This window comes from Domibacillus sp. 8LH, from assembly GCF_038806185.1.
In the GTDB taxonomy this organism is placed as follows: domain Bacteria; phylum Bacillota; class Bacilli; order Bacillales; family Domibacillaceae; genus Domibacillus; species Domibacillus indicus_A.
This window is the reverse complement of record NZ_JAVJNG010000137.1, coordinates 1-272: the sequence shown is the minus strand read 5'-3', so window position 1 is coordinate 272 and position 272 is coordinate 1. Positions and strand designations below refer to the sequence as shown.

Genomic DNA, 272 nt, shown 5'->3' with positions numbered 1-272 from the left:
GTAAACGGTCTTCTTGAGCACCCAGAAGTGAAAGCCATCTCATTTGTTGGCTCACAGCCAGTTGCAGAATACGTATACAAAACAGGAGCAGCGAACTTGAAACGCATACAGGCGCTTGCAGGAGCGAAAAACCACTCGATCGTGCTGGCAGATGCAAATCTTGACCTGGCCGCAAAAGAAGTAACAGCCGCCGCTTTTGGTTCAGCGGGTGAGCGCTGCATGGCTGCAGCCGTTGTAGCAGTAGAAGAAAGCATTGCCGATGAGTTTATCGC

The 272-nt window shown here is 51.1% G+C and carries 1 protein-coding gene; it reads left to right on the top strand.

Annotated elements, in window-relative coordinates:
• On the top strand, positions 1–272 hold a 272-nt coding region (locus RG959_RS24155), incomplete at both ends, for an aldehyde dehydrogenase family protein (RefSeq protein WP_342799302.1).